Here is a 24,549-nt window from a genome sequence, read left to right as displayed (position 1 = left end):
ACCCGGTCACCAACACCCTCGACGTGTTCGCCACCGGCACCGACGGGTCCATCTACCGGGCGACGTGGAACCGGGCCGGCGGCTGGACACCGTGGATCATGACCGGCACCTGGAAGTTCCGCGGCGTCCCCACCACCGTGTACAACCCGGACACCCGGACCGCCGAGGTCTTCGCCCTGACCACCGACGGCACCATGGCCCACCTCTACAACACCAACGGCGAGGGCTGGTCCGGCTGGTACGTGATCGGCCCCAGCGACTGGAAGTTCGCCGGCACCCCCGCCATCCTCCACAACCCGGCCGCCAACACCCTCGACCTGTTCGCCACCGGCACCGACGCCTCCATGTACCGGGCGACGTGGAGCCGCGCCACCGGCTGGTCGGCCTGGACCATGACCGGCAGCTGGAAGTTCGGCGGCTCCCCCGCCGCGGTCTACAACCCGGACACCCGGACCGCCGAGGTCTTCGGCCAGGGCACCGACGGCGTCATGGCCCATGCCACCAAGGCCGGCGACGGGGCCTGGTCCGGCTGGTCCATCGTCGGCCAGATCCCCACGACGGGCTGACCGCACCGACTCGTACCGACCCCGGCGAACGCCCGGTACGGCGGCCCCGCCCGGCGGACCGTCGCCCGCTGACCCGAAGAGGAATCCCCATGCCCCGCACGACCCCGTCCCGCTCCTGGCGCACCGGCGTACTCGCCGCGGCCACCGCCGCCGGCGTGCTGGGCACCTGCGCGCCGGCCGGCGCCGTGGTCGGCGACACCGCCGCCGACGGCTCCTACGCCTACACCGCCCGCCTGGCGATCGGCGACGGCCTGCGCACCTGCACCGGCGCCCTGGTGGACCGCAACTGGGTGCTCACCGCCGCCTCCTGCTTCGCCGACGACCCGGCGCAGCCGCAGGCCCCGGCCGCCGGTGCGCCGAAGTGGAAGACCACCGCCACCGTCGGCCGCACCGACCTGACCACCTCCGGCGGCAAGACGTCCGAGGTCTCCGAGCTGGTGCCGTACCAGGGCCGCGACCTGGTCATGGCCCGCCTCGCGACGCCCGTCGACGGCATCGCCCCGATCGCGGCCGCCTCCACCGCCCCCGCCGCCGGGCAGCCGCTGCGGGTGCCCGGGTACGGGCGCACCAAGGACGAGTGGGCGCCGCTGAAGCTGCACACCGGCGCGTTCTCGCTCGACACGGTGAGCGCGACGAGCCTCGGCGTCACCGGCACGGGCGGCGCGGCGGTCTGCAAGGGCGACACCGGCGCCCCGGTGGTCCGCGAGACGGGCGGCAGGGCCGAGCTGGTGGCCGTCGCCTCCCGCTCCTGGCAGGGCGGCTGCCTGGGCGCCCCCGCCGGCGAGACCCGCACCGGCGCGTACGGCGCCCGGGTCGACGACGTCTCCGGCTGGGTCCAGCAGGTGCGGGCCAGGTCCTGGGGCTGGAAGACCCGGGCCCTGGTGCGCGGCGACGCCGACCTGTACCTCACGACCCGTCTCTACGACGGTTCGTGGACGCCGTACGAGGACGTCCAGGCGGCGGCCGGGAACATCGGCGGTGTGCGCGCCGTCTCCTCGGTCGGCATCGACGGCGACACCCACGTCCTCGCGCTCGGCGGTGACGGGCACCTGCACTACGCCGTCCACAACCTGGACGGCGGCTGGGGCCAGAAGTTCGTCGACCTCAACACCACCGTCGCCGACCTCGGCGGCATCACCCAGGTCTCCATCGCCAACGTGGACGGCGCCCTGCACATCGTCGTCGTGGCGAACGGGCGGCTCCTGCACAGCAGCCGCCCCGCGAACGGCCGGTGGAGCGTCTTCGGGGTGGTCACCGACGAGACCGGGCCGCTCACCGGCATCACGTCGATCGCCACCGCCGGCGTCCGCGGCGGGGAGCTGCACATCGCCGCCGTGTCCGGGGGGAAGGTCTCCCACACCCGTCGCTTCGCCTCCGGGGCCTGGTCCTCCTGGACGTCGGTCGCCGGGGCCGCCGGGGCCACCGCGCCGGTGACCGGCGTCGCCGTCACCCCGCAGGACAGGGACCTCGACGTCGCCGTCGTCACGAGCGGCGGGCAGTACCACACCGTGCGCTACGCGAACGGAAGTTGGCGGCCGTTCGACTCCCTCGCCGGCGCCGCCGGGACCAGCGTCAGCGCCGCGCCCGTCGACACCGACGCCCGGTTCGCCGTCACCACCGCCGACAACAGGGTGCTGCTGACCTCCCGTCACGGCGACGGCACCTGGACCGCCCCGGAGTACCTCGACCTCACCGCCGTGCCCGGCAACCACACCGGCACCTCGATCAGCGCCTCCCTCTGATCACCGCACCCGTCCGGCGGGTGTGCTCAGAGCAGCGCCAGCACCACCGCGAGGGCGGCGGCGGCCAGCCAGGCCGCCGCCGCCACGGCCATCGCCAGGCCCCACGGCCAGTGCTGGGACAGCATCAGCGCGCCGCCGAACCCGGTGGCGAGGAACAGTGAGATCGCGGTTCCCAGCGGGACCCGCCAGTCGCCCTCGCTCTGGAACGTCCCGGTCAGGCCGCGGACCAGCAGCGTCGTGCCCGCGCCGACCAGCAGCGCGACCCCGGTCATGGCGAGCCACGGGGTGCTCGGCGGCTCGGTGCGGCGGCCCTGGTAGGCGATGTCGGCGACCCGGCCGTGCCAGAACCTCAGCTCGACCACGGAGCCGACGTCCACGGCGTCGTAGAACGACTCCCTGACCGGGTAGGTGTCGCTCGGCCCGTTCTCCCGCGCCACCGCGATCCCGTACGAGGTCGAGTCGTTGCCCGGGTCCGCCCACTTCCTCGTCACCCGGCCGCTCTCCGAGCGCAGGCAGTCCTCCTGCGGCCCGGCGGCCCGGGCCCCGCAGGCGGGTGCGTCGAGGTAGGCGCCGCGGGCGTCGTACGCGGCGTCGAACCGGACGAAGCCGAACGCCACAACCGCCAGTCCCAGCAGGGCGAGCAGGCCGCGCAGCAGCAGCGCGCCGGCCGCCCGTCCGCGCCCGCCCCGCAGGCCGTCCGTCTTCCCCATGGGTCCCCTCCCGCCCGTCGGACCAGGTCATTGTGCCCTCGGGGCGGCGCGGGGGCCATCGGTGTCTCCGCACCCCCGCGCGTCAACCCCGACCGCACGGGGTCGCCCGATCGGGGGGCGCGCGCCCGGTGCGCGCCCGGCGGGCCGTAGCGTCGTCACGGCGGACGGCGAGGGGCGGCCGCGCGGGGCCTTCGGGAGGGGTGGCGGGAGTGCGGGTCGGGCGGGTGCTGGGACTGGTGGCGGCGGCGGTGCTGGTGACGGCGGGGTGCGGCGGCGAGCCGGCGGAGAGGTCCCTGCCGCAACGGGGCGAGGAGCGGCCGACGGCGCTGGTGTACCGGGGGCCGGCCGCCTGCGACGGGTGCCCGGAGGCGGCGCGGGGGCTGCTGGAGCGGGCCGGGTTCGCGGTGCGGTTCATCGGGCCCCGGGAGCGGGTGCGGTTCGGCCCGGCGGCGCTGGCCGACGCGGCGGTGTACGTGCAGCCGGGCGGCACCAACGGGCAGGAGGTGGGCACCGCGTGGGACCTGCTGGCCCGCGACCCGGGCTTCTCCCCGGACCTGGTGCGCGCCTACGTGCGCGGCGGCGGCCGCTACCTGGGGCTGTGCATGGGCGGCTACCTGGCCGGCGACCCCGGCTTCGACCTCCTGCCCGGCGACTCCGGCGAGTACATCCGCTCCCCGGACGCCACCGTCACCGACGAACAGGACGGCCTGGTCGACGTCCTGTGGCGCGGCCGCCCGCAGCGGATGTACTTCCAGGACGGCCCGTACTTCGACGTCGACGGCCCGGGCACGGACGTCCTCGCCCGCTACCCCAACGGCCGCACCGCCGCCGCCGTCGCCCCGTACGGCCGGGGCCGGGTCGCGGTCAGCGGCCCGCACCCGGAGGCCCCGGCCGACTGGTACGGCGACTACGGGCTGCCCGACCACTCCGCCACCGGCCTCACCCTCGGCGAGGACCTGCTCCACGCCCTGACCGCCCCCGCCCCGACCGCCGGCCCCACGCCCACGCCCACGCCCTGAGCCTGACGCCGGACCGGCGGTGCGAAGCGGGTACCCGGTGGCCGCAACGGTCGGCCCCTGCCCCCGGCGGGTCGCCGGAGGCAGGGGCCGCACGGGGACGGGCGGGCCGTCAGCCGTGCGAGAAGGTGATCCGCGGCAGTACCCGGTCCAGCAGGCGGGGGGTGTGCCAGGCGGCGTGCCCGGTCAGGCGCAGCAGGACGGGGAGCAGGACGAGGCGGACCAGGGCGGCGTCGAGGAGGACGGCGGTGCCGAGGACGATGCCCATCTCCTTGGGCGGGAGCGGGCCGGACAGGGCGAAGGTGAAGAACACCGCGACCATGACGCCGGCGGCGGCGAAGACGACCCGGCCGGAGTGGGCCAGGGCCCCGGTCATGGCGGCCTTGGGGTCGCCGGTGCGTTCGTAGTGCTCCTTGGCGGAGGCGAGGAGGAAGACGGTGTAGTCCATCGCGATGGCGAAGATCATCGCGAAGAAGAACACCGGTGCCCAGCCGTCCAGGAAGCCCTGCGGGGTGAAGCCCAGCAGGCCGGCTCCGTGGCCGTCCTGGAAGACCAGGCGGGCGACGCCGAAGGCGGCTCCGGTGGACAGCAGGCTGGCGGCGGTGCCGAGGGCGGCGATCAGCGGGGCGCGCAGGGCGGCGAGGAGCAGCAGGAAGCCGAGGGCCATGACGACGCCGATGACCAGCGGGGTCTTCTCGGTGAGCAGGTGCTGCAGGTCGAGGTTCTCGACGGCGGCGCCGCCGACCATGGTGTCGGCGGGCAGTTCGGCGCGCAGGGTGTGGACGGTGCCGGAGAGGTCGGGGCTGGAGGGGTCGACGGTGGGCACGGCCTGGATCATCGACCAGCCGGAGCCGTCGGCGGCGGCCTGGGCGGGCATGGCGGCGGCGATGCCGGGGGTGGTGGCGACCCGGGCGGCGACCTCGGCGGCGCGGTCGGTGGGGGTGAGGATCTGCAGGGTGCCGGGGGCGCCGGGGCCGAAGGCCTGCTGGACGGCGGTGTAGCCGGCGCGGGCGCTGGCGTCCTCGGGCAGGACGGTGATGGACGGCATCGCGGTGCGCAGTCCGATGACGGGGGCGGCGAGGGCGATCAGTGCGGCGAGGGCGAGGGCGCCGTAGCGCAGCGGGTGCTTCCAGAGGCGTTCGCCCCAGGCGGCGAAGCGCGGGGAGGCGGGTGGGGTGGACTTGGTCCAGGGCAGGGAGAGGGCGTCGACGCGGTGGCCGAGGCGGCCGAGGACGGCGGGCAGCAGGGTGAGGGTGGCGGCGAGGACGAACAGGACGGCGAGCATGATGCCGCCGGCCATCGAGCGGAACGCCGGGGAGGGGACGAGCATCACGGCGGAGAGGCTGACCAGGACGGTGGCGCCGGAGAGCAGGACGGCCTTGCCGGCGGTGTCCATGGTCTCGGCGACGGCGCGCACGGCTCCCTCGTCGGCGCGGCGGGCGGCGCGGCCGTCGGCCCGGCGGGCGGCGCGGAAGCGCATGACGAGGAAGAGCGCGTAGTCGATCCCGAGGGCCAGGGCGAACATCATGGCGAAGTTCATCGCCCAGACGGACACCGGGAAGAGGTGGCTGATCAGGACGAGGGAGCCGGCCGAGGCGGCGAGGCCGGCCATGGTGAGCAGCAGGGGCAGTCCGGCGGCGACGAGGGAGCCGAAGGCGAGCACCAGGATGGCGAGGGTGACCGGCCAGGACATGACCTCGGACTTCATCATGGCGTCGTGGTTGGCCTTGTTGAAGTCGCTCCACAGGACGGAGGCGCCGGTGGCGTGGACGCTGACGCCGTCCGTGGACAGGGCGCCGAGCGGTCCCTTGAGGTCGTCGGCGGCGCGGACCATGTCGTCGGGCGAGGCGGCGGCGCCGGCGAGCAGGACGGCGGTGCGGCCGTCGGGGCTGATGGTGGCGCCGGGCTGGGGCGTGACGACGGTGGACACCCGCGGGTCGGCGGCGGCGAGGTCGTGCGCCTCGGTGATCACCTTCTGGACGGCCGGGTCGGTGACGGGGCGGTCGGCGGCGACGACGATCTGGATCGCGGAGGAGGCGTTGCCGGCGAAGTGCCGCTCGGCGAGTTCGCGGACCTGGACGGACTGGGAGCCGTCGGCCTGCCAGCCGGCGCCGGACAGCGCGCTGGTGACCTTGGGGGCGAAGGCGCCGAGGCCGATGACGACGATCAGCCAGCCGACCAGGACGGCCTTGAAGTGCCGGGTGGACCACACCCCGAGGCGGCCGAGCGGCCCGGGTCGGCCGTTCTCGGGGGCGCCGCCGCTGCCGGGGGCGTCGGGGGGCGGGGCGGCGGGCCGTACGGCTTCGGCGGGGCGGTTCACGTGGTGCTCCGTTCTCGGGTGTCCGGGAGGTCCGGAGGCCCGAAAAAATACGGGTGGGGGTATCTCGACCAGCGACAACAGCACCCGTCCCGCCTTTCATTCCGCCCCGGCCGCCCCTACCCCGACGACCTCTGCCCGCCGGGCCCCGGCAGCCCGGCCCGCCGGCCGCCCCCGCCGGCTAGCCGATCACCGCGTCCACCTCGACCTCCACCAGCCAGCGCTCGTCGATGAAGCGCGACACCTCCACGAAGGTGGTGACCGGGCGGATCTGCGCGAAGCGCTCGCCGTGGGCGCGCGCGGCCTCCCGCCACTGGCTCATGTCGGTGAGCATGACGCGGGTCCGTACGACGTCCGTGGGGGTGGCGCCCGCCTCCCGCAGGGCGGCCTCGGCGATGTCCAGGCAGCGGACGGTCTGGGCGTAGACGTCGCCCTGGCCGACCGTCGTGCCCTGCTCGCTGATCGGGGCGGTGCCCGCGACCGCGACGTGGTTGCCCTTGCGCACGGCGCGGGAGAAGCCGATCCGCGGTTCGAGGGGCGAGCCGGAACTGACTGTCTGTCGAGTGCTCTCCATCGCACCATGGTGCCGCACTAGTGCACCCGTCGGGCCGTCTGCCCGCACGAACGCCCCCGCGCGCCGCCGGACCTGCCCCGGAGCACCCCACCGCACTAGTGCACCAGTCTCAAATAGCCCTACGGCAAGGCTTGTTGGCGCCGACGCGTACGGCGTACATTCGGCGGCATGGAACACCTGGACCACCCGACGGGCACCGATGCCCCCGCCACCGACGTCCCTGCCGCCGACCGCCCCGCCACCGACGTCCTCGTCTCCGGCGCCGGGATCGCCGGCCCCGCCCTCGCCTACTGGCTGCGCCGCCACGGCTTCACCCCCACCGTCGTCGAGCGCGCCGCCGGCCCGCGCCCCGGCGGGCAGGCCGTCGACCTGCGCGGCGCCGGACGCACCGTGATCGAGCGGATGGGGCTGATGGAGCGGGCCCGCGCGCTGCGCGTCGAACAGCACGGCATCGCCCTGGTCGACCGGCGCGGGCGGGCCACCGCCCGGATACCCGTCGGGCTGTTCGACGGCGAGGGCATCGTCTCCGAGATCGAGATCCTCCGCGGCGACCTCGCCGACCTGCTGCGCGAGGCCACCGACGGCGTCGAGTACCTCTGGGACGACACCGTCACCGCGCTCGACCAGGACGCCGGGGGCGTCACCGTCACCTTCGAGAACGCCCCCGCCCGCCGCTTCGCCCTGGTCGTCGGCGCGGACGGGCTGCACTCCGCCGTCCGCCGCCTCGCCTTCCGCCCCGGCGACGACCCCGACGACCCCGACGGCACAGACGGCACAGACGGCACCCACTACCGGCCGCTCGGCGGCTGCCACGCCTGGTTCACCGTCCACGACCCCGCCCTCGCCCGCGAGCTCGACGGCTGGTTCCTGATGTACAACGCCCCCGGCGGCCTGGTCGCCGGCGCCCGCCCCGGCCGGCTGCCCGGCGAGGTCAAGGCCTCCCTCGGCCTGCGCCGCGCACCCGCGGCCTACGACCGCCGCGACACCGCCGCCCAGCGGCGCCTGCTCGCCGAGCGCTTCGCCGGCGCCGGCTGGGAGGTGGACCGGCTGCTCGCCGGGATGCGCACCGCCGGGGACTTCGCCTTCGACACCTTCGGCCAGGTCCACCTCGACCACTACAGCCGCGGCCGCGTCGCCCTGCTCGGCGACGCCGGGTACAGCCCGAGCCCCCTGACCGGCCTCGGCACCAGCCTCGCCCTGGTCGGCGCCTACCTGCTGGCCGGTGAACTCGCCGCCGCCGCGGGCGACTTCCGTACCGCCTTCGCCCGCTACGAGGAGCTGATGCGCCCCTACGCCACCCGGGCCCAGGAGCTGCCGCCCGGCGGCCTGGGCGGCTACGCCCCGGACAGCGCCCTGGCGATCCGCCTGCGCGCCGCCTCCATGCGCTGGATGGGCCGCTGGCCGCTGCGCCCCGTGCTGGCCGCCCAGTTCGCCAAGGCCGGCGACATCGCCCTGCCCGACTACCCGCTGCCCGCCCGCACGCTGCCCGCCCGGACCGCCTGAGCCTCAGGCCTCACGCCCCCGCCCGGCTACGCCGTACGCGGCTGGTTGAAGCGCAGCATGTTGCCCGACGGGTCGCGGAAGGCGCAGTCGCGCACCCCGTAGGGCTGGTCCATCGGCTCCTGGAGGACCTCGGCGCCGGCCGCCCGGATGCGCTCGAAGGTGGCGTCGCAGTCGTCGGTGCGGAAGATGACGCCGCGCAGCAGGCCCTTGGCGAGGAGTTCGGCGGCGGCCCGGCGGTCGGCCTCGGAGGCGTGCGGGTCGGCCAGCGGGGGCTCCAGGACGATCTCCACGCCGGGCTGGTCGGGCGAGCCGACGGTGACCCAGCGCATGCCCTCGAAGCCGACGTCGTTGCGCACTTCGAAGCCGAGGACGTCGCGGTAGAAGGCGAGCGCCCGGTCGTGGTCGTCGACGGCGATGAAGCACTGCGCGAGTTCGATGCTCATGCCCGTCACGCTACGGGAGCACCGGGGCCGCCGTCGCTCCCGTTCCCCTTGGCCTCCTTGGCCCCCTTGGCCCCCTTGGCCTCCTTGGCCTCCGCGCGCCGCACCGGGCGGGTGCCGATCTTGGCGACGCAGGCCGGGATCGCCGCGCCCTGCTCGTGGTCGCGGGCCCGGTAGGCGCTGGGGCTCTGCCCGACCAGCTCGGTGAAGCGGGTGCTGAAGGAGCCCAGCGAGGTGCAGCCCACCGCCATACAGACCTCGGTCACGCTCAGGTCCCCGCGCCGCAGCAGCGCCTTGGCCCGCTCGATCCGGCGGGTCATCAGGTAGGTGTACGGGGTCTCGCCGTAGGCGGCGCGGAAGCTGCGCGAGAAGTGGCCGGAGGACATCAGCGCGGTGCGGGCCAGCGCCGGCACGTCCAGCGGCTGCGCGTACTCGCGGTCCATCCGGTCCCGGGCCCGGCGCAGCCGCACGAGGTCGTCGAGCGGCACGCGGCCCGCGGACGGGGACGAGGTAGAAGACGAGGTCGAGGACGGGGACGACACACCGGCCACGGTACCGACTGCCACCGACAGACGACGCCCGGCCCATCCGTCCACCCCGTCCCCCGCCCGGCGCAGCCCGCTCGCGCCCGCCCCGCCGCGCCGACCACCCTGGAGCGGGGGCCGGACGGCGGAGAGGGCGACAGGGGTGGACGGCGAGGACGAGCAGCCCACCGCCCCGCGCGCGCCCGGCAACCGGGCGGTGGTGCTCGGCGTGCTGGCCGCGACCGTCGCCGTGCTGCTCGTCCAGGCGGTCAGCGGCACCAGTGCCCGCCTGGTGCTGCTGCTGGTGTTCCTGCCCGCGCTGCTGGCGGGCCTGGGCACCGTGGCCCAGACGGTGGCGGCCTCGGTGTGGGTGACCGCCGTGGTGGTGGCCCACTCGGTGCTGTTCCCGCCCGGGGACCTGCCGGCCCGCCTGGGCACCCTGCTGGGCGTGGTCGCCGCCGAGGCCGCCGTGATCGGCCTGTGCGCGCGGCGGGTGCGGCGCGAGCGGCAGCTGTCGCGGATGCGGCAGGTCGCCGTCGCCCTCCAGCGCCAGCTGCTGCGCCCGCTGCCCGTCACCACCCCGGACGTGCGCCTGGACGGGCTGTACCGGCCGCTGGAGCAGGACGCCATGGTCGGCGGCGACCTGTACGACGTCGCCGAGACCCCGCACGGCACCCGGGTGCTGGTCGGCGACGTCCAGGGCAAGGGCCTGCTCGCGATCGGGACGGGCTTCGCGGTGCTGAGCGCCTTCCGGGAGGCGGCCTTCCGCGAGCCGCGGCTGACCGCCGTCGCCGACGCCCTGGAGGCGGCGGTGGAGCGGCACAACGCCTACGCGGAGCAGAGCGGCGAGCAGGAACGGTTCGTCACGGCCACCGTGCTCTGCGTCCGCGCCCCGGACAGCAACGACGGGGGCACCGACGACGAGGGCCGCGCCACCGAGGTGCGGGCCGTCAACTGCGGCCACCTCTCCCCCTACCTGCTGCGCCCCGACGGCCGGGTGGAGCCCGTCCCCCTGGACGCCGGGCTCCCGCTCGGCCTCGCCGCCCTGGCCGCCACCGGCGAACCGCGCCCCGAGCGGCGTTTCACACTGCCCGGGGACGGGGTGCTGGTGCTGCTCACCGACGGCATCACCGAGGCCCAGGACGCCTCCGGCGCGTTCTACCCGGTCGAACGGGGCCTGGCCGACCTCGCCGCCGTCCCCGCCGACGCCCTGCCCGAGGCCCTGGACCGGCGGGCCCGGCGCTGGAGCGGCGGGAGCAGCCGCGACGACGTCACCGTCCTCGCCCTGCGCCCCGCCCCGGAACCGCCGGCCCGGTAGCCCGGTAGCCGCCCGGGACGGACCGAACAGGGCCGTACGGGGCTGTACACGGCCGTACGGGGCCGTTCGGGACCGTCCATGGGGCCGTCCGGCCCTTGACCCCCGGCTGCGGGCTCCACCTGCGGCGATCTAGGGTGCAGGCATGATCCCCACACCGATACCCAGCCCCGAGCCCACCCGGCTCGACGGTCCGACGGACGACTTCCTGACCGACCCCGCCCAGGCGCTGCGGGTGATGATGCAGGGCAACGCCCGGTTCGTGGCGGGCAACCCCGAGCACCCCAACCAGGACGCCGGGCGCCGCGCGGCGCTCGCCCCGGCGCAGCGGCCCTTCGCGGTGCTGTTCGGCTGCTCGGACTCCCGGCTGGCCGCCGAGATCATCTTCGACCAGGGCCTGGGCGACCTCTTCGTGGTGCGCACCGCCGGGCACGTCACCGGCGCGGAGGCGCTGGGCAGCATCGAGTACGGGGTGAGCGTGCTGGACTGCCCGCTGGTGGTGGTGCTGGGGCACGACTCCTGCGGTGCGGTGGCGGCGGCGCTGGACTCCCTGGAGCAGGGGCAGCTGCCGGGCGGTTTCGTCCGGGACGTGGTGGAGCGGGTGACCCCGAGCGTGCTGTCCGCCAGGGCGGCGGGCATCGAGGACCGGGACGGGATCGTGGACGAGCACATCCGCCAGACCGTGGACCTGCTGGTGGAGCGCTCGCAGGCGCTGGCGGCGCGGATCGCCGAGGGGAAGGTGGCCGTGGTGGGCCTGTCCTACCGGCTGCGCGACGGCCGGGCCCGGCTGGTCTCCGCCCGGGGGCCGGTGGGCTGACGGCGGGCCGCCGCGTCCCGCCCGTCGCCGGGACGGGGACGCCGTCCTCGGGAAACCGGAGTCACATCCTCCGGAACTCGATGTCCGATCACCGCCAGCGCCCCCGTCCGGGCGGCGGCAGAGTCGGTGACCGGCAACGGTTCCCCATTTCCCGAGGACGGCAGTCTCCCGTGCACAAGGTCATCGATCTCAAGGTCCTGTACTTCGGCACCCCCGTGGTGCTGATCGGCTCGCGCAACGAGGACGGCAGCGCCAACCTCATGCCGATGTCCTCGGCCTGGTGGCTGGGGCAGTCGTGCGTACTCGGCCTGGGCGACAGCTCGCAGACCGCCGAGAACCTGCGGCGCGAGGGCGAGTGCGTGCTCAACCTGGCGTCCTCCGCGCAGGTGGACGCGGTGGACGCCCTCGCGCTGCTGACCGCCAAGCCGCGGATCGCCGAGTACCGGCTGCGGCAGGGCTACCGCCACGAGCGGCGCAAGTTCGAGGCCGCCGGGCTGACCGAGGTGCCCGGCGAGCTGGTGCGGGCGCCGCGCGCCGCCGAGTGCCCGGTGCAGCTGGAGTGCCGGGTGGAGTCGGCGACGGCGCTGGCGGGCGGCGGGCGCACCGCCTTCGAGGTGACGGTGGTGCGCGCCCACGTCGAGGAGGGCCTGCTGGTGCCCGGCAGCGACCACTACGTCGACCCGGTCGGCTGGGACCCGCTGATCATGAAGTTCTGCGAGTTCTTCGGCGACGGGCGGCGCCTGGCCCCCTCCCGCCTCGCCGAGGGCTGGCAGATGCCCGGGCGGCTGCCCGCCGCCGTGTGACGTGGCGTCCGCCCGGGGCCTCCGCTCCGGATGTCCGCGCGGGACGTCCGCTCACCGGTGGTGCTCAGGGCGCGACGGTCGCCCCGCAGGAGTCGCACACCCGCGTCGCGGGCAGCTCCAGGAAGCAGCTCGGACAGATCGCCGGCGGGCGCGGCGGCGCGGCGACGGCGGCCTTGCGCTCCACCGAGGCCCGCAGGCGCGGGGCCAGGGCGGGCGTGCCGCCGTCGGCGGGCAGGTCGGCGGCGAAGTGCCGGTAGCAGGCCAGGCGGGCGGCGGCCGCGTGCTGCTCGCGGTCCATCTCGGCGGCCACCGGCGGCTGTCCGGCCACCGCCAGCACCTCCTGGTAGCCGGGCCCGACCTTGCCGTCGGTGGCGTGCACCACCAGGGCCGTCAGCGGTGGGTCGCCGCGCCGGTGCGCCTCACGGATCACCAGGGCCAGCACCTTGCCTATCCAGTGCCGCTGGTTGATCCGGGTGCGCACCCCCGAGGCCTCCTGCACCGCCTCGGCCAGGTCCGGGTAGCTGATCACCGCGTGGTAGCGGCGCGCCACCTCCACCAGGGCCGGGTAGGCCGCCCTGGTCCACACGATGTGCGCCTGGCTGGCGCTGACCGCCGAACCGTCCGACGCCCGCCAGTACGTGTGCTGCTCCGTCATCCGCCCGCCCCTGTCCGTCTTGTCCGTTGTGTACGTGTCCGTCCCCCGCGGGCCCCCGCCGGGAGCGAGGCTACCCGGCCCCGGAGCGGCACCCTCGGGCGGGGCCTCGCCTCGGGCGGGGCTTGACTTCAAGTCCTGTTGAAGTCGTGGAATGGGTGCCGACCGCAGCCGTACGGGCAACCCCGCGGTCGATGCCCCGCCCGTACGGAAACCCGTACCGGGGCCGGGGCCGCCGCCTTCCCGATCGTGCCGACGGCGGCCCCGGCCTCCGGGCTCCCCCGCCCACCCACCCGGCGCCGCACCCCGCCTCCCGCGCCTCCCGCCTCGCGTGGGCGGGCCGCGCCTGTGAGCCGGAACACGGTTGAGGTTGACCTTGGGTCAGGGTGGAGGCTCCTCCCATCGGGCCCGACGACGACGCGGGCCCCGCGATACGAGGGGGCAGCATGTCCACCACCCACCGCTCCACCCACGGCCCGGACCGCCCGGAGCTGCGACGGGCGGTCGAGGAGATCGCCGGATCCGGTTTCCTCGGCGTGCAGGTGCGGGTGAACGACGCGCACGGCGAGTGGGTCGGCACCGCCGGGTCCCGCGAGCTGGGCCGCGAGGAGAGGCCGCCGGCCGACGGGCACTTCCGCGTCGGCAGCGTCACCAAGAGCTTCATCGCGACCTCGGTGCTGATGCTGGTGGCCGAGGGCCGGCTGGCCCTGGACGACCCGGCCGGCGACCACCTGCCCGGGTTCGGGCTGGACCGGCGGATCACGGTGCGGATGCTGCTCCAGCACACCAGCGGGATCTTCAACCACACCGGCGAGCTGGAGGAGGACGGGACGTTCGTGCCGGGGGTTCCGTGGCGGGGCCGGGAGTGGGTGGAGGACCGCTTCCGCACCTACCGGCCCGAGGAGTTGGTGCGGCTGTCGCTGTCCCGGCCGGCGCGGTTCGCGCCGGGGGCGCGCTGGAGCTACGCCAACACCAACTACGTGCTGGCCCGGCTGGTGGTCGAGCGGGTCACCGGCCGGCCGTTCGCCGAGGAGCTGCGGCGGCTGGTCCTGGAGCCGCTGGGGCTGACCGGGACGGTGGCCCCGGGCGCCTCGCCGGAGGTGCCCGAGCCGCACGGCCGCAGCTACTACCGCTACGAGGACGCCGGGCGGGAGCGGACGGTCGACGTCACCCGGCACAACCCGTCCTGGGTCTCGGGCGGCGGCGACATGATCTCGACCACCCGGGACCTGCACGTGTACTTCTCCGCGCTGATGGGCGGCCGGCTGCTGCCGCCCGGCCTGCTGGCCGAGATGCGCGCGCCGGAGGCGACGGTCGGCTACGGGCTGGGGATCTTCGCCCAGGCCACGGACACGGGCACCGTCTTCCACCACAACGGCGCCACCATCGGCTCGGCCGCGCTGATGTACGGCTCGCCGGACGGCGGCACCACCCTGACCGCCGGGCTGACCTACGTGGACGACGCCGACGTGTCCGTCGCCGCGGCGTTCCAGAGCGCCCAGCGACGGCTCGTCGACGAGGTGTTCGGCACCGGGCCCGGCCCCACGGCATCCGGTCGTACGGCAGGCTGAACGGATGGCAAACGGAGTCACGATCGGGCAGGCGGCCGCGTACGTCGGCGTCACGGTGAAGACGGTGCGGCACTACCACCGGCAGGGGCTGGTCGAGGAGCCGCTGCGCGACGCCTCCGGCTACCGGCGGTACGGGTCGGGCGAATTGCTGCGGCTGGTGCAGGTCCGGACGCTGGCCGCCGCCGGGGTGCCGCTGGCGGAGGTCGGGCCGCTGCTCGACGCCGACGGCGAGCGGTTCGCCACCGCCCTCGCCGACGTGGAGCGGCGCCTGACCGAGCGGATCACGGAACTGACCGCGCGCCGCGACACCCTGCACCGGCTCGCCGACGGCGACCGGGCCCTGCTGCCCGACCGCGCCTGCGCGGTCCTGGAGCGGATGCCCGGGCTCGGCTTCGGCCCCGACTACGTGGCGGCGCAGCGCGAGGCCCTGGTGCTGGCGCGGGCGCTGGTGCCGGAGGGCTTCGACGGCCTCCTCGCCCAGCTCGAACTGCGCCTGGACGACCCGGGGTTCGTCGAGCTGACCAGACGCGGCCAGGAGGCCGAGGCCTGGGAGCCGGACGATCCGAGGGTCGAGGAGCTCGCCGCCGCCATGGCCGACCACTACCTCGCCAACCCCGCCCTGCTGGGCGACCCGGCCGGCCTGCGCGCCTGGGCCAGGGCCGCCACCCAGTACCGGCTGATCGACCGCCACCGCGACGACCAGGCCCCGGTCTCGGCCCGGCTGACCGCGCTCACCGAGGCCCGGCTGCGCGCCGCCGGCGTCCCGTCCCCGCACCGGTAGCGCCCCCGGCCGCCCGCGGGAAGCCGGGCCGACTTCCCGCGCGGCCCTCCGCCGGTCACCAGCCCGGCCGGGGCTCCGGGGCGATGGTGATCAGCGGGTGGAAGTGGGCGAGTTCGGCGGGCTCGTCGACGGGGCCGCCCTCGGCCTCGATCCAGGCGTGGGCGCGGAACGGGGCGGTGCGCACGCCGGTGCGCCAGGTCGGCCAGGTGCCCCGGGTGCGGCACAACAGGGCTGTGGCGATGGAGCGTTGGAGGCAGCCCTGGCCGGCGCAGCGCATGCTGAGGGCGACCACGGCCTGCCGGGCAGCGAGGGCCTCGGCGCGGTCGGCGGGCCGGGCGCCGCGGCGCAGGGCGAGCATCACCCGGCGGATGCGGGCCGGGGGGAGCCGCTCGATCAGCCGGGCCGCGCCGATCGCCGCGAGGGCGGCGGGCCGCCGGTGCCAGGGCGGGCGGCCGGCGCGGGTGGCGTGGGCGTACAGGCTCATCCGGCCGTGCCCGCTCCCGTGCCGTCCGGTCCACCGGCGCCCGGTCCGGTGGTGCTCTGTCCGCCGGCGCCCGGTCCGGTGGTGACCAGTCCGGCGGTGCGCAGGGTCTCGTGCAGCCGGTCGACGTCGGCGCGCGCCCGGTCGGCGGTGACGGGGTGGCGGGCGCTGAGGTCGGCGGCGGTCTCCTCGGCGGTGCGGCCGTCCAGCAGGGAGCGCAGGACGAGCAGTGCGGTCCGGTTGAGCTGGTAGTAGCGGCCGGAGCGCTCGTCGAGCAGGACGGCGCCGTCGTCGGTCGGGGTGAGCGTCACGTCGGGGCGCAGCTGGGCGGGCATCAGGTCCCTCCGGTGGTGGTGGCGGTGCGGTGGCGGCTGCCGTGGGCGCGCAGCCAGTGTTCGCAGGCGAGGGTGGCGTCCAGGGCGGCGTAGGGGGTGCCGGTGGGGTAGAGCCCGAGGCAGGCCTGGCGCAGGGCGTCGGGGTCGATCAGGCCGGCGCGGGCCAGGGCGCTGTCCTCGGTGAGGGCGGCGATTCGGGCGCGGTGGCGGGCGAGGCCCTGGTGGGCGTCGGGGGTGAAGTCGCCCTTGCCGGTGCGACGCAGGAGGTCGGCGGGGACGTCCGGGGCGAGGGCGGTGGTGAGCAGGGGCTTGTAGGCGAAGGGGGTTCCGCGGGTGGCGGGGTCGGCGGCCAGGCAGGCGTCGAGGACCTGGTCGTCCAGGAAGGGTGTGCTGTACGGGGTGCCGGCGCGGGCGGTGGCGTCGACGAGCTGGCGCATGGCGGAGGCGCTGTGCCGGACCATGCGCAGGACCTGGTGCTGGGCGTGCTGCGGGGCCAGGGGCCGGGCGCCCCGCAGGGCCTTGAGCTGGTCGCGGACCAGGGCGGCGGCGTGCGGGGTGGCCCAGGGCGGCAGCCGGGGTTCGGTTCCCCAGCCGAGGAGTTGGGTGGTGGGCGGCGCGGGGTGGGTGAGGCGGTCGGCGGCGTGGGCGAGCCAGGCGGGGTAGGGGCGGGGGTCGGCGAGGGCGCCGAGGGCGTCGGGCAGTTTCCAGCGCAGGCGGGCGCGGTGTCCGCGCAGGTGGCGGGCGGCGGTGGCGGGGTGGCGCGGGGCGAGGGTGCGCAGGTAGGCGGGGAGGGTCTGGAGGACTTCGTCGCCGCCTTCGCCGCTGATCCGCAGTCGGGCGCCGCGGGCGGCGAGGAGGCGGGCGACGGCCTCGTCGCGGGCCCTGGTGCGGGTCCAGGCGAACGGTTCGTCGCCCTGGGGGCCGGGGGTGTCGGTGTCGGCGAACATCGCGGGGAGGTCCTCGGCGGGCAGGACGAGCCGGGTGCCGGGCAGGTGGCGGGCGGCGCGGTCGGCCCAGGGGGCGTCCTCGTGGTGGGGGTCGAGGGAGCCGATGGTGACGGTGAGCAGCTCGGCGGGGCCGGTGGCGGCGAGGAAGCACAGGGGGGTGGAGTCGAGGCCGCCGGACAGGTCGGCGGCGACGAGGCCGCCGTCGCGGGTGCGGGCGGCGACGGCGCGGTGCAGGGCGTGGCGCAGGGCCGTCGCGGCTTCGGCGCGGGGTCGTTCGGGGGCGGGCGGCTGCCAGTGGGCGAGGGTGCGGGCGGGGTGGCCGGGGGCGAGCAGGGCGGTGTGGTGCGGTGGCACGGGGGTGATGCCGGGCCACAGGGGCAGGGTGTCGGCGGGGTGCGGCAGGGGGTGGGCGAGGCGCAGGGCGAGGCGTTCGGTGGACGGGGCGAGGCCGGCCGCGGCGGCCAGGACGTCGGCCCGGTCCGACAGGACGGGGACGCCGTGGACCTCGGCCAGGTGGAGGCGGTGGAGTCCGGACAGCGAGCCGCGTGCGGTGACGGTGCCGTGCACGGTGGCGATCAGGTGGTGGCTGCCGGCCGGGCCGTCGGTGTGGGTGAGGGCGAGGGCGTCGCGCGGGTCGCGGAGGTGTTCGGCGCGGCGGCGCAGCTGGTGGGTGTCGGTGTCGCTGGTGCCGAACACGGCCAGGGCGACCGGTCCGGCCCGGGCGGTGACCGCCTCGTCGGCCGGCCAGTGGCCGAGGATCCAGGGGCGGCCGCTGGGGTGGTGCAGGGCACGGCGCTCGGCCGTGCCCCACACCGCGGCCACCGCGGCTGCTGCGTCGGTGTCCGGCAGGACCACGAACCAGGTCCGCCGGTGGCCGTTCACGGCGCGGTCCTCAGGGGGCGAGGTAGTAGCCGTGGACGTCGGACTGGTTGCCGATGTCGAAGCCCCGGGTGAGGTCCGCGAAGTCGCCGAGTTCGATCATCACCGGGGGCTCGTACACGTCGTCGGTCATGGCAATGTCCTCTCTTGTGCGGGGAGTTGGACACGATCGCCGGCCGGCGGTGCTCCTACTCTTCCTCGTCGGTTCGCCGACGGACAAGCGGCGCCGGGGCCTTCGGCCGGAACCCGACGGCCCGGGCGGGAGTGGCCGCAGGCGCTCGCGGGACTGCTGAGCACCCGGGCGAGCGGGTGGCGGGGGCGGCGGGCGGGAGGCCGGATTCGGCCAGCTCCGGACGAAATGGTGTAGACCTGTCCGCTGCCGGACGGGGTCTCGCCTACGGTCGTCCCATGGCTGACGCATGCTTCGGGCACCCGCGGCTCGCCGCGCTCTACGACCCGCTCGACCCCGACCGCGGCGACCTCGACGCCTACCTGGCGATGGCACGGGAGTTCGGGGCGCGCCGGGTGCTGGACATCGGCTGCGGCACGGGGGTGTTCGCGCTCCTGCTGGCCGGCCGCGGGTTCGAGGTGGTCGGCGTCGACCCCGCCCTGGCCTCGGTGGAGGTCGCGCGGGCCAAGCCGGGTGCCGGGCGGGTGCGGTGGATCCACGGCGACGCGACGGACCTGCCGCCGCTGCGCGCCGATCTGGCGACGATGACGGCGAACGTCGCCCAGGCGATCGCCGGTCCGCGGGCCTGGCGGGGGACGCTGCGGGGGGCCTTCGCGGCACTGCGGCCCGGCGGGCGGCTGGTCTTCGAGACCCGCGATCCGGGCGCCCGCGCCTGGGAGGAGTGGACGCGCGAGCACTCCCACCGGGTGACGGAGGTCCCGGGCGCGGGGGCCGTCGAGAGCTGGGTCGACCTGGTCGGGGTACGCGGGCCGCTGGTGACGTTCCGGTGGACGTACGTGTTCGCGGTGGACGGGCAGGTGCTGACGTCGGATTCGACGCTGCGCTTCCGGGAACGGGCGGAGGTGGAGCGGGACTTGGCCGCCCACGGCTACGTGCTGGAGGAGGTCCGCGACGCTCCCGACCGGCCCGGGCGGGAGTTCGTCTTCGTGGCCCGGCGCCCGTGACCCCCCGCCGCTCCGTAACACCCGCCGCTCCGGGGTGCCGTGCGCGGGAAGTCGGCCGGGCCGACTTCCTGTGCGCGGGCTCGGCGGTTCAGGGGAGCAGGGTCTCCCCGTTCGTCCGGCCTTCCACGGCGGTGACGTAGGAGCGGGCGGCGTCGACGGCGAGGATGCCCGGGGCCGGGTCCCGGCCGAGGAGCTGCAGCGTCTCGGCGATCCAGCCGGGGCTGACGAGGTTGATCCGCAGGTCGCGGGGCAGTTCGGCGGCGGCGTTGCGGACGAAGCCCTCCAGCCCGGTGTTGATGACGGCGCCCAGCGATCCACCGACCATCGGGGTGGTGAACGTGCCGCCGGTGAGGGTGATGGAGCCGCCGTCGCGCAGGTGGTGCTGGGCGCGCCGGGCCAGGGCGATCTGGCCCAGCAGCTTGCCCTGCAGCCCGGCGAGGAACTCCTCGTCGGTCGCCGTGGCGAAGTCGACCATCGGGCCCGACACGGCGCAGCAGACGACCGCGTCGAGGTCGGGCAGGCCGGCGAAGAGCGCGTCCAGGGAGTCGGAGTCCTCCAGGTCGACCGTCACCGGGCCGCTGCGCGAGGCCCGTACGACCTGGTGCTCCTTCTCCAGGGCGGTGGCGACAGCGCTGCCGAGTGTGCCGGAGGCTCCGATCACGAGTACCTTCATGCCGTCGATGATCGCATCAAGTGGCCCTCTCAGGAGGACTTTTCGGCAAGGGTGTGGGCGACGAGGGCGTTCGCGTGGCCGTGGCCGATGTTGTGCTCGGTCTTGAGCCAGGCGACGAGCTCCATGTGCCTGGCGAGCGGGGAGGCGCGAATGAGGTCCTTCCACTCCTCGACCGGGCGGCCGTACTTCTTCTCGATGGAGGGGAAATAGGAGGCGGGGCCCTTTACGGCGGGGGCCTTCGCGGCGGTCTTCGCGGCGGGGGCGGCGGTCATGGGCGGTTCCTCTCGGGAGGGCGGGAAAGAAGAAGCGGTGCGGTCACGGAGGTAGACCGTGACCGCACCGCGAACTCATCGCCCCGCCAGGGTGATTCGCGTCACACCCCGGCGGTGGCCCGGTGGCGGCGCCGGCCGGCGGGCGGGGTGGGGTCGGCGTCCCAGGCGGCGACGGGGTTGCCGAGCCAGCGGCCGCCGCCGGGGACGTTCTCGCCGCGCATGACCAGGGAGGCCGGGCCGACGGTGCTGCCGGCCCCGAGGGAGGCGTTGAGCAGCACGATGGAGTGCGGGCCGGTGGTGGAGCCGGCGGCGAGGTGGACGGGGCCCAGCCGCATGACGCGGTCGTGGAAGAGGTGGGTCTGCAGGACGGTGCCGCGGTTGACGCTGGCGCCGGCCTCGACGGTGACCAGGTCGGTCTCGGGCAGCCAGTGGGTCTCGCACCACACGCCGCGGCCGATGCGGGCGCCGAGGCTGCGCAGCCACACGTTCAGGTAGGGGGTGCCGGTGATGGTGTGGCCGCCGAAGGGCATGGCGAGTTCCTCGACGAAGGTGTCGTAGAGCTCGTTGCGCCACACGAAGGAGGACCACAGGGGGTGTTCGGCGACGCGGAAGCGTCCGACGAGCAGCCACTTGGCGGCGGTGGTGACGGCGCAGGCGACGACGGCGGCGGCGGTGAGCACGAGTCCGGCGGTGCCGAGGGCGACGGCCAGGCCGTAGTCGTCGCGCAGTTCCTGCAGGGTGGCGAGGACGAGGTCGCCGAGCAGGGCGGCGAGGACGATCGGCAGCAGCCGGCAGAGTTCGACGCCGGCGCGCGCCCACATCAGGCGCCGGGGCGGGTTGTAGGTGCGGGCGTCGGCGCCGGTGTCGGCGACGCGGGGCAGGGCGAAGGCGGGGCGGCCGAGCCAGGAGGAGCCTTCGGGGGCGTGGGCGGGGGTGTCGGACAGGACGCCGACGAGGGAGTTGTCGGGCAGGTGGCGGCCGGGGCCGACGATGCCGGAGTTGCCGACGAAGGAGCGGCGTCCGACGTGGGCGGGGCCGAGGCGGAGCCAGCCGCCGCGCAGCTCGTACGGGGCGACGAGGGTGTCGTCGGCGAGGAAGGCGCCGTCGTCGACGCGCATCAGGCCGGGCAGGGCGAGCACGGTGGAGGCTTCGACGCGCCGTCCGACGCGGGCGCCGAGCAGGCGCAGCCACACCGGGGTGAAGAGGCTGGCGTAGAAGGGGAAGAGGGTGCGCCGGGCGGTGTCGCTGAGGCGGCTGACGGCCCAGGCGCAGAAGGCGACGCGGCCGGTGGCGGGGTGGTGGCCGGGGTGCAGCGGGAGGGACAGCAGGCGTACGAGGAGCGCTATGAGGGTGGCGTAGCAGACGACGGTGAGGGCGGCCAGCGGGATGGTGGCGGGCAGGAGCTGGACGAGGGCGCCGAGCAGGGTGGCGTCGCTGTCGATCATCGGGTAGACGATGGCCAGGGCGGGCAGCGCGGCGAGGATCGGGACGAGGCCGAAGAGGGCGAAGGCGGCGCCGTAGGCGAGGTTCCAGCCGCGCGGGGCGGGGGCGGGGGCGGTGGGCCAGTCGGCGGGGGCGGTGGTATCGGGGCGGGCCGGGGAGCCGGTCCAGTGGGCGCCGGGCGGGACGGCGGTGGTGGCGGTGACGCAGGAGCCGGGGGCGATCTCGGCGCCGGCGCCGATGCGGGCGCCGGGCATGAGGGTGGCGCGGTGGCCGATGCGGGCGCCGTCGCCGATGTCGATGCGGCCGAGGTGGAGGGTGTCGCCGTCGAGCCACCAGCCGGCGAGGTCGGCTTCGGGTTCGACGGAGGCGTGGGCGCCGATGCGGGCGAGGCCGGTGACGGGGGGCAGGGTGTGGAGCTGGACGCCGGGGCCGACGCGGCAGCCCAGGGCGCGGGCGTAGCGGGGGGCCCAGGGGGTGCCGGCGAGGGCGGCGGTGCCGAACATGGCGGTGTAGCGTTCGGCGGCCCACAGGCGCAGGTGGACGTGGCCGCCGCGGGGGTGGCTGCCGGGGCGGATGCGGGCGGTGAGCAGGCGGGCGCCGGCGGCGGCGAGCAGGGTGCGGCCGGGGGCGCTGTAGAGGAGGAGCAGGCCGGCGCCGACGGGCCACCAGGAGCTGTGGGGGGCCCAGGCGAGGTGGCTGCCGGTGAGGTTGTCGAGGGCCATCAGGAGGAGGATCCAGCGCAGTCCGGCGAGCGAGAACATGCCCAGGAGCAGGAGGGTCTGCCACAGGCCGGCGCTGCGGGGGGTGCGGCGCACGGTGCGGCCGCGGACGGCGGAGGAGGCGGCGTCGTCGAGGACGGTCTCCTCGGGGGCGGCGGCCGGGGCGAGGGTGTCGAGGTAGCCGGCGAGGTCGGCGAGGACGGGGTGGGCGTACAGGTCGGCGACGGAGACGCCGTTGTGCCGGGTGCGCAGTTCGGAGACGAGGCGGGCGGCGGTGAGGCTGGAGCCGCCGAGGGCGAAGAAGTCGTCGTCGGGGCCGGGGGCGGTGCCGAGCAGGCGCTCCCAGTGGGCGGCGAGCCGGCCGGCGGTGCCGTCCAGGGCCCGGGCGGCGGGGGCGGTGCCGGTGGTGGCGAGCGGCCAGGGCAGGGCGTTGCGGTCGACCTTGCCGGAGGTGCGGGTGGGCAGGGAGTCGACGAGGGCGAGGACGGGCACCAGCGGGGCGGGCAAGCGCTCCAGCAGCCGGCGGCGGGCGGTGGCGAGGTCGGGGGTGGTGCCGGGCCGGGCGACGAGGTAGCCGACGAGCAGGTCGGCGCCGGCGGGGGTCCTGCGGACGGCCGCGGCGGCGGCGCGCACGTCGGGCAGGGCCTGGAGGGCGGCGTCGATCTCGCCGAGCTCGATGCGGCGGCCGCCGAGTTTGACCTGGTCGTCGGCGCGGCCGAGGAAGATCAGGCCTTCGGGTTCGTTGCGCACGAGGTCGCCGCTGCGGTAGACGCGGGGCGAGGCGAGGGCGGGGTGGGCGCTGAACTTCTCGGCGTCCTTGGCGGGGTCGAGGTAGCGGGCGGTGCCGACGCCGGTGATGAGCAGTTCGCCGGTCTCGTACCAGGGGACGGGGTGGCCGGCCTGGTCGACGACGGCGATCTCCCAGCCGTCGAGGGGGGCGCCGATGCGCACCGGCTGGCCGGGGAGCATGCGGGCGGCGGTGGCGACGACGGTGGTCTCGGTGGGGCCGTAGGTGTTCCAGAACTCGCGGCCGCCGGTGGCGAGGCGGTCGACGAGTTCGGCGGGGCAGGCCTCGCCGCCGACGATGATCAGGCGGACGGCGTCCAGGCAGTCCTGCGGCCACAGGGCGAGCAGGGTGGGGACGGTGGAGACGGCGGTGATGCGCCGGTTCACGAGCCAGGGGCCGAGGTCGGTGCCGGCCTTGACGAGGGAGCGGGGGGCGGGCACCAGGCAGGCGCCGTGGCGCCAGGCGAGCCACATCTCCTCGCAGGAGGCGTCGAAGGCGACGGACAGGCCGGCCAGGACGCGGTCGCCGGGGGCGAGCGGCTGCTGCGGGAGGAAGAGGCGGGCCTCGGCGTCGACGAAGGCGGCGGCGCTGCGGTGGGTGACGGCGACGCCCTTGGGGCGGCCGGTGGTGCCGGAGGTGAAGATGATCCACGCGTCGTCGGCCGGGGCGGGCCAGGCCGGACGGCCCGAGGGGCGGGCGTCGGTGGGGGCGTGCAGGGCGCGCCCGGGGCCGAGGACGGCGCAGACGGCGGCGTCCTGCCAGATCATCTCGGCGCGCTCGTCGGGGTCGTCGGCGTCGACGGGCACGTAGGCGGCGCCGCAGCGCATGACGGCGAGGATCGCGATGTAGAGGTCGGCGGTGCCGGAGGGGATGCGGACCCCGACGCGGTCGCCGCGGCCGATGCCGTGGCCGGCCAGCTGCCCGGCGAGGGTCTCGACCTCGTGCAGCAGGGCGCGGTAGTCGAGGACGGTGTCGCCGGTGTCGAGCGCGGGCGCGCCGGGGTGCGCCTGCGCGGTGGCGGCGATGATGTCGAGCAGGCTGCGGGGGTGGGCGGGCTGGGCCGCCGGCCAGCCCGCCACGGGGCCCGGGTTCGGGCGGTGCAGCGTGCCGGGGCCGGCCGTTTCGTGGCGTGCGTCCATGGATGGGTTCCTTGGCTCCGGGGTCCTGGGGGCGCGTACGGGTATCACGCGGGGTGACGCCTTTGTCACCTGCTGGGTGCGCCCACTCACCATGACTCCGCTGGGAGTCGGCTGGATGCAGTGAGGAATCGATCAAAGAAAATTCTCATCATCGATGCCACGCGAGGGCAGCAACGGTATGAATCGAATGCTATTTCGCTGGTTTCCGATCGTTTTCGCTGGTGAAGAGTAATCGCCGAATACCGGAGCGGTGCGACGGGAGCGAGAAGAGTGATGAACACCATGGCGACCGATTCGCTACCAGTAGTGAAGGGGCCGCTGCCGAATCGGGGGGTTCTGGTCGGATCACTGGCGTGTTCACGGTTTTCACATATTCCTGTGGGAGTCTTTCGCAGCCCACACCGCGGCT

Annotated in this window: 22 protein-coding genes and 1 pseudogene; 10 read left to right on the top strand and 13 right to left on the bottom strand. The window is 75.8% G+C overall.

Annotation, left to right across the window (positions count from 1 at the left end; translation table 11 throughout):
* Together ACFCY1_RS11600 and ACFCY1_RS11595 are read left to right on the top strand one after the other, a co-directional pair.
* A pseudogene (locus tag ACFCY1_RS11600) lies at positions 1-566 on the top strand (hypothetical protein); the annotation flags it as partial.
* A gap of 89 nt (positions 567-655) precedes the next feature.
* Positions 656-2,308, top strand: a complete 1,653-nt coding sequence (locus tag ACFCY1_RS11595; protein WP_375874326.1) for a trypsin-like serine protease — start codon at positions 656-658, stop codon at positions 2,306-2,308.
* Between the two features lie 26 nt (positions 2,309-2,334).
* On the opposite strand, the gene ACFCY1_RS11590 is transcribed toward ACFCY1_RS11595, so the two are convergent.
* Complete coding sequence (locus ACFCY1_RS11590; RefSeq protein WP_375874325.1) at positions 2,335-3,018, bottom strand: hypothetical protein; 684 nt, start codon at positions 3,016-3,018, stop codon at positions 2,335-2,337.
* A 200-nt stretch (positions 3,019-3,218) separates the two neighbouring features.
* Here ACFCY1_RS11590 and ACFCY1_RS11585 point away from each other — a divergent pair, with 200 nt between their 5' ends.
* A complete protein-coding gene (locus ACFCY1_RS11585; protein ID WP_375874324.1) occupies positions 3,219-4,037 on the top strand; it encodes a hypothetical protein in 819 nt (272 codons plus the stop codon).
* Between the two features lie 109 nt (positions 4,038-4,146).
* Here ACFCY1_RS11585 and ACFCY1_RS11580 read toward each other — a convergent pair whose 3' ends face one another.
* Both ACFCY1_RS11580 and ACFCY1_RS11575 read right to left on the bottom strand, forming a co-directional pair.
* Positions 4,147-6,354, bottom strand: coding sequence for an MMPL family transporter (locus ACFCY1_RS11580; RefSeq protein ID WP_375874323.1), 2,208 nt, complete (start codon positions 6,352-6,354; stop codon positions 4,147-4,149).
* A gap of 178 nt (positions 6,355-6,532) precedes the next feature.
* Positions 6,533-6,925, bottom strand: a complete 393-nt coding sequence (locus ACFCY1_RS11575; protein WP_375874322.1) for a RidA family protein — start codon at positions 6,923-6,925, stop codon at positions 6,533-6,535.
* Positions 6,926-7,093: 168 nt separating this feature from the next.
* Here ACFCY1_RS11575 and ACFCY1_RS11570 point away from each other — a divergent pair, with 168 nt between their 5' ends.
* The gene (locus ACFCY1_RS11570; RefSeq protein ID WP_375874321.1) at positions 7,094-8,428 is read left to right on the top strand and encodes an FAD-dependent monooxygenase; all 1,335 of its coding nucleotides are present in this window, start codon (positions 7,094-7,096) and stop codon (positions 8,426-8,428) included.
* 26 nt (positions 8,429-8,454) lie between these two features.
* Here ACFCY1_RS11570 and ACFCY1_RS11565 read toward each other — a convergent pair whose 3' ends face one another.
* Positions 8,455-8,871, bottom strand: coding sequence for a VOC family protein (locus ACFCY1_RS11565; RefSeq protein ID WP_049654179.1), 417 nt, complete (start codon positions 8,869-8,871; stop codon positions 8,455-8,457).
* Positions 8,872-8,876: 5 nt separating this feature from the next.
* Positions 8,877-9,311: a helix-turn-helix transcriptional regulator gene (locus ACFCY1_RS11560; protein WP_375874362.1), complete on the bottom strand. Its 435-nt coding sequence runs from the start codon at positions 9,309-9,311 to the stop codon at positions 8,877-8,879.
* Positions 9,312-9,555: 244 nt separating this feature from the next.
* Here ACFCY1_RS11560 and ACFCY1_RS11555 point away from each other — a divergent pair, with 244 nt between their 5' ends.
* The 3 genes from ACFCY1_RS11555 to ACFCY1_RS11545 all read left to right on the top strand — a co-directional run bounded on the left by ACFCY1_RS11555 (position 9,556) and on the right by ACFCY1_RS11545 (position 12,327).
* Positions 9,556-10,710, top strand: coding sequence for a PP2C family protein-serine/threonine phosphatase (locus ACFCY1_RS11555; RefSeq protein ID WP_074001092.1), 1,155 nt, complete (start codon positions 9,556-9,558; stop codon positions 10,708-10,710).
* A gap of 235 nt (positions 10,711-10,945) precedes the next feature.
* A complete protein-coding gene (locus ACFCY1_RS11550) occupies positions 10,946-11,524 on the top strand; it encodes a carbonic anhydrase (RefSeq protein ID WP_049654174.1) in 579 nt (192 codons plus the stop codon).
* Positions 11,525-11,694: 170 nt separating this feature from the next.
* Entirely contained in the window at positions 11,695-12,327 is a 633-nt protein-coding gene (locus ACFCY1_RS11545; protein ID WP_375874320.1) for a flavin reductase family protein, read from the top strand.
* A gap of 64 nt (positions 12,328-12,391) precedes the next feature.
* Here the strand turns inward: ACFCY1_RS11545 and ACFCY1_RS11540 are convergent, their stop codons facing one another.
* Positions 12,392-12,982, bottom strand: coding sequence for a hypothetical protein (locus ACFCY1_RS11540; protein ID WP_234348478.1), 591 nt, complete (start codon positions 12,980-12,982; stop codon positions 12,392-12,394).
* 443 nt (positions 12,983-13,425) lie between these two features.
* Between ACFCY1_RS11540 and ACFCY1_RS11535 the strand changes: the two genes are divergently transcribed.
* Together ACFCY1_RS11535 and ACFCY1_RS11530 are read left to right on the top strand one after the other, a co-directional pair.
* Positions 13,426-14,550 carry a serine hydrolase domain-containing protein gene (locus ACFCY1_RS11535; protein ID WP_375874319.1) on the top strand — a complete coding sequence of 375 codons (1,125 nt, stop codon included), beginning with the start codon at positions 13,426-13,428 and terminating at the stop codon, positions 14,548-14,550.
* Positions 14,551-14,554: 4 nt separating this feature from the next.
* Positions 14,555-15,331 carry a MerR family transcriptional regulator gene (locus ACFCY1_RS11530; RefSeq protein WP_074001095.1) on the top strand — a complete coding sequence of 259 codons (777 nt, stop codon included), beginning with the start codon at positions 14,555-14,557 and terminating at the stop codon, positions 15,329-15,331.
* Positions 15,332-15,386: 55 nt separating this feature from the next.
* Here the strand turns inward: ACFCY1_RS11530 and ACFCY1_RS11525 are convergent, their stop codons facing one another.
* The 4 genes from ACFCY1_RS11525 to ACFCY1_RS11510 are packed head-to-tail and all read right to left on the bottom strand — an operon-like array spanning position 15,387 to position 18,106.
* On the bottom strand, positions 15,387-15,815 hold the full coding sequence (locus ACFCY1_RS11525) for a lasso peptide biosynthesis B2 protein (RefSeq protein WP_375874318.1): 429 nt from the start codon (positions 15,813-15,815) through the stop codon (positions 15,387-15,389).
* On the bottom strand, positions 15,812-16,147 hold the full coding sequence (locus tag ACFCY1_RS11520; protein ID WP_375874317.1) for a lasso peptide biosynthesis PqqD family chaperone: 336 nt from the start codon (positions 16,145-16,147) through the stop codon (positions 15,812-15,814). Before ACFCY1_RS11520 ends, ACFCY1_RS11525 begins: the two co-directional genes overlap by 4 nt.
* The gene (locus ACFCY1_RS11515) at positions 16,147-17,976 is read right to left on the bottom strand and encodes an asparagine synthase-related protein (protein ID WP_375874316.1); all 1,830 of its coding nucleotides are present in this window, start codon (positions 17,974-17,976) and stop codon (positions 16,147-16,149) included. Before ACFCY1_RS11515 ends, ACFCY1_RS11520 begins: the two co-directional genes overlap by 1 nt.
* A 10-nt stretch (positions 17,977-17,986) precedes the next feature.
* The gene (locus ACFCY1_RS11510) at positions 17,987-18,106 is read right to left on the bottom strand and encodes a lasso RiPP family leader peptide-containing protein (protein WP_107086612.1); all 120 of its coding nucleotides are present in this window, start codon (positions 18,104-18,106) and stop codon (positions 17,987-17,989) included.
* Positions 18,107-18,381: 275 nt separating this feature from the next.
* Here ACFCY1_RS11510 and ACFCY1_RS11505 point away from each other — a divergent pair, with 275 nt between their 5' ends.
* Positions 18,382-19,107 carry a class I SAM-dependent methyltransferase gene (locus ACFCY1_RS11505; protein WP_375874315.1) on the top strand — a complete coding sequence of 242 codons (726 nt, stop codon included), beginning with the start codon at positions 18,382-18,384 and terminating at the stop codon, positions 19,105-19,107.
* 88 nt (positions 19,108-19,195) lie between these two features.
* Here ACFCY1_RS11505 and ACFCY1_RS11500 read toward each other — a convergent pair whose 3' ends face one another.
* From ACFCY1_RS11500 to ACFCY1_RS11490, 3 genes are all read right to left on the bottom strand, one after another.
* Positions 19,196-19,780 (bottom strand): short chain dehydrogenase, encoded by a 585-nt coding sequence (locus tag ACFCY1_RS11500; RefSeq protein WP_049658590.1) that lies wholly within the window; start codon positions 19,778-19,780, stop codon positions 19,196-19,198.
* A gap of 29 nt (positions 19,781-19,809) precedes the next feature.
* Positions 19,810-20,052 (bottom strand): DUF4287 domain-containing protein, encoded by a 243-nt coding sequence (locus tag ACFCY1_RS11495; RefSeq protein ID WP_375874314.1) that lies wholly within the window; start codon positions 20,050-20,052, stop codon positions 19,810-19,812.
* Between the two features lie 101 nt (positions 20,053-20,153).
* Positions 20,154-24,140: a Pls/PosA family non-ribosomal peptide synthetase gene (locus tag ACFCY1_RS11490; protein WP_375874313.1), complete on the bottom strand. Its 3,987-nt coding sequence runs from the start codon at positions 24,138-24,140 to the stop codon at positions 20,154-20,156.
* Positions 24,141-24,549 lie beyond the last annotated feature (409 nt).

The sequence above is a fragment of the Kitasatospora sp. NPDC056273 genome (genome assembly GCF_042268845.1).
GTDB lineage: Bacteria > Actinomycetota > Actinomycetes > Streptomycetales > Streptomycetaceae > Kitasatospora.
This window is presented reverse-complemented; position numbering and strand designations above follow the sequence as displayed.

What these genes read in the sequence shown, in the direction of transcription:
- ACFCY1_RS11595 (WP_375874326.1), top strand. Translation starts at nt 656, where the DNA reads ATGCCCCGCACGACCCCGTCCCGCTCCTGGCGCACCGGCGTACTCGCC.
- ACFCY1_RS11590 (WP_375874325.1), bottom strand. Translation starts at nt 3,018, where the DNA reads ATGGGGAAGACGGACGGCCTGCGGGGCGGGCGCGGACGGGCGGCCGGC.
- ACFCY1_RS11575 (WP_375874322.1), bottom strand. Translation starts at nt 6,925, where the DNA reads ATGGAGAGCACTCGACAGACAGTCAGTTCCGGCTCGCCCCTCGAACCG.
- ACFCY1_RS11570 (WP_375874321.1), top strand. Translation starts at nt 7,094, where the DNA reads ATGGAACACCTGGACCACCCGACGGGCACCGATGCCCCCGCCACCGAC.
- ACFCY1_RS11565 (WP_049654179.1), bottom strand. Translation starts at nt 8,871, where the DNA reads ATGAGCATCGAACTCGCGCAGTGCTTCATCGCCGTCGACGACCACGAC.
- ACFCY1_RS11560 (WP_375874362.1), bottom strand. Translation starts at nt 9,311, where the DNA reads ATGGACCGCGAGTACGCGCAGCCGCTGGACGTGCCGGCGCTGGCCCGC.
- ACFCY1_RS11550 (WP_049654174.1), top strand. Translation starts at nt 10,946, where the DNA reads ATGATGCAGGGCAACGCCCGGTTCGTGGCGGGCAACCCCGAGCACCCC.
- ACFCY1_RS11540 (WP_234348478.1), bottom strand. Translation starts at nt 12,982, where the DNA reads ATGACGGAGCAGCACACGTACTGGCGGGCGTCGGACGGTTCGGCGGTC.
- ACFCY1_RS11535 (WP_375874319.1), top strand. Translation starts at nt 13,426, where the DNA reads ATGTCCACCACCCACCGCTCCACCCACGGCCCGGACCGCCCGGAGCTG.
- ACFCY1_RS11530 (WP_074001095.1), top strand. Translation starts at nt 14,555, where the DNA reads ATGGCAAACGGAGTCACGATCGGGCAGGCGGCCGCGTACGTCGGCGTC.
- ACFCY1_RS11525 (WP_375874318.1), bottom strand. Translation starts at nt 15,815, where the DNA reads ATGAGCCTGTACGCCCACGCCACCCGCGCCGGCCGCCCGCCCTGGCAC.
- ACFCY1_RS11520 (WP_375874317.1), bottom strand. Translation starts at nt 16,147, where the DNA reads ATGCCCGCCCAGCTGCGCCCCGACGTGACGCTCACCCCGACCGACGAC.
- ACFCY1_RS11510 (WP_107086612.1), bottom strand. Translation starts at nt 18,106, where the DNA reads ATGACCGACGACGTGTACGAGCCCCCGGTGATGATCGAACTCGGCGAC.
- ACFCY1_RS11505 (WP_375874315.1), top strand. Translation starts at nt 18,382, where the DNA reads ATGGCTGACGCATGCTTCGGGCACCCGCGGCTCGCCGCGCTCTACGAC.
- ACFCY1_RS11500 (WP_049658590.1), bottom strand. Translation starts at nt 19,780, where the DNA reads ATGAAGGTACTCGTGATCGGAGCCTCCGGCACACTCGGCAGCGCTGTC.
- ACFCY1_RS11495 (WP_375874314.1), bottom strand. Translation starts at nt 20,052, where the DNA reads ATGACCGCCGCCCCCGCCGCGAAGACCGCCGCGAAGGCCCCCGCCGTA.
- ACFCY1_RS11490 (WP_375874313.1), bottom strand. Translation starts at nt 24,140, where the DNA reads ATGGACGCACGCCACGAAACGGCCGGCCCCGGCACGCTGCACCGCCCG.